The organism is Prevotella sp. 20925_1_30, from assembly GCF_041433025.1.
Lineage (GTDB): Bacteria > Bacteroidota > Bacteroidia > Bacteroidales > Bacteroidaceae > Prevotella > Prevotella vespertina.
Window position 1 is genome coordinate 1 of record NZ_JAPWAR010000061.1, and the last position, 2,050, is coordinate 2,050.

Genomic DNA, 2,050 nt, shown 5'->3' on the forward strand with positions numbered 1-2,050 from the left:
AGGATAGAAAAGGACGACACGGACTTCCTGCAAAGGGTAAAGGAGGAAATACCCGCCTTCCTCTATTTTCTCCAGCACCGCACGCTCTCCACGAAGAAAGAGAGCCGCATGTGGTTCAGTCCCGAACTCATCCACACGCAAGCCCTGAGCAGGATTATACGGAGCAACCGTAACAGGACGGAGGTGGAGATGGCGGAAACCTGCCTTGAAGTCATGGACTGCATGAAAGCGTCCGCTTTCTCTTTCTGCATCAACGACATGCTCCTTCTGCTGAACTGCGCAGGCTGCAGGACGGACAGGACGCAGGTAAGGCGTATCGTGCAGGATATATGGAAACTCACTCCTGCCGAAAACACGCTCACCTATACGACCTGCCAGCCGAGCTATGACAACATGCGCCCATATACGGAGATTAGGCGCACGGGGCGTTTTTACACCATCGGCAGGAAGCAGTTGGAGGAAATGCAGGGATAGAGGAATCGGAAATGATGAAACTCCACTTTGACAAGCGGCTTGATGAGGGCATGATGAAAGCATATTATGTTGATTTCCAGATTATTGGAACGACATTCATCAATTCATCAGAATTTTCATCACTCCGACTTCGGTGGGAAACGGCAGTGGCATTACAGGCTGAAACGGAACAGGCAAGACACGCTGATATAAGCAACAGAAAAAGGCAGTCACGGCAAGCCGTGCATTCTGTATTTCCAAGCATGCAGGGTATTCAGATATTCGGGTGCAGTCCAAGTATGCCTTCGGAGAAACAAGTCCAATCGGCAGCACCGATGGAGAAACCGTGGGGACTTCAGGTTATAAGGGAAAGAAGTGGCAGGGGCAAATGCCCACGTGGTAAGCACGGTACGGATATTTTCAAAAGAGAAAATACCGTAGCTTATTAGGGGATTTTCCTCACGCTTCACTCCGTGTCCGCTGAAAATCTCCCAATAAGCCAACGGGGTTGCACCCCTCTGGACACCCCTGCCGAGCCTGTCGGCATAAAGAAACGAGCAAGCCGAAAGGAAGTCTTTCCTCCTTTCAACGATTGTCCACCGACCGTATCTAAGGACATCAAGGCAACGAAAACAAGATAATGACAACATCTAAAAAAGACAAAAGGATATGGGATATTGCGTATTGCATTTGGAAAAGGCAAAGGGAGCCGACAGCGGAATGTCGGCTCACATCGAGCGCACCATCGTGCCGAAGAACATAGACCCTACGAGAACGCACCTCAACCGTGAGTTAATCAGGTTTCCCGACGGTGTGTGCAACCGCACGGCTGCCATACGCCACCGCCTTGACACGGCAGGGCTGAAACGCAAGATAGGGAAGAACCAAGTACAGGCAATCCGCATCGTGCTGAGCGGAACGCACGAGGATATGGAACGAATGGAAAACGAAAGGAGGCTCGGAGAGTGGTGCGATGACAGCGTGGCGTGGCTGAGAGAGACCTACGGAGCGGACAACCTCGTGTCGGCAGTCCTGCACATGGACGAGGAAACACCGCACATCCATGCCACCGTAGTGCCGATAGTGCAGGGTGAGCGCAGGAAGCAGAAAAAGGAAGAGAAGGCAAAGCGCAGGTACAGGACGAAAGCGACAGCCCCACGCCTCTGCGCAGACGAGGTGATGAGCCGTGCCAACCTCATCAGGTATCAGGACACCTACGCCGAACACATGGCGAAGTACGAGCTGAAAAGGGGTGTCAGGGGCTCGACAGCCAAGCACCTCTCCACGCATGAGTATTACCGCAATCTCATCACGCAGGGCGAGGACATACAGGAGAACATCGCCAACCTGCTGGCAAGGGAGGCGGAAGCACGGTGCATCATCGAGGAGGCGGAGCAAGCCAAAATGGAACTCGCACGCATCAAGGCGGAGAAAAAACGGTGGAACTGAAAAACTCAGCTACCAAGACCGCCACAGCAGCACTCAACGGCATCAACTCCCTGTTGGGCGGTAATAAAGTGAGCAGGCTTGAAAGCGAGAACAGGCAGTTGCATGGTGAGGTGGCGGAACTGAAAGAGAGCATCGGACAGATGCGCAC

At 52.9% G+C, this 2,050-nt stretch carries 2 protein-coding genes and 1 pseudogene; all 3 read left to right on the forward strand.

What is annotated here, in order from left to right; genetic code table 11:
- Positions 1-474, forward strand: a pseudogene (locus O3603_RS11955) (helicase); the annotation flags it as partial.
- Between the two features lie 11 nt (positions 475-485).
- The gene (locus tag O3603_RS11960; protein WP_004363970.1) at positions 486-902 is read left to right on the forward strand and encodes a hypothetical protein; all 417 of its coding nucleotides are present in this window, start codon (positions 486-488) and stop codon (positions 900-902) included.
- A gap of 220 nt (positions 903-1,122) precedes the next feature.
- Positions 1,123-1,902: a MobV family relaxase gene (gene mobV / locus O3603_RS11965; RefSeq protein ID WP_371523044.1), complete on the forward strand. Its 780-nt coding sequence runs from the start codon at positions 1,123-1,125 to the stop codon at positions 1,900-1,902.
- Positions 1,903-2,050: the final 148 nt, after the last annotated feature.

Excerpts from the sequence above, each read along its gene's own strand:
- O3603_RS11960 (WP_004363970.1), top strand. The coding sequence starts at position 486 with ATGATGAAACTCCACTTTGACAAGCGGCTTGATGAGGGCATGATGAAA.
- mobV (WP_371523044.1), top strand. The coding sequence starts at position 1,123 with ATGGGATATTGCGTATTGCATTTGGAAAAGGCAAAGGGAGCCGACAGC.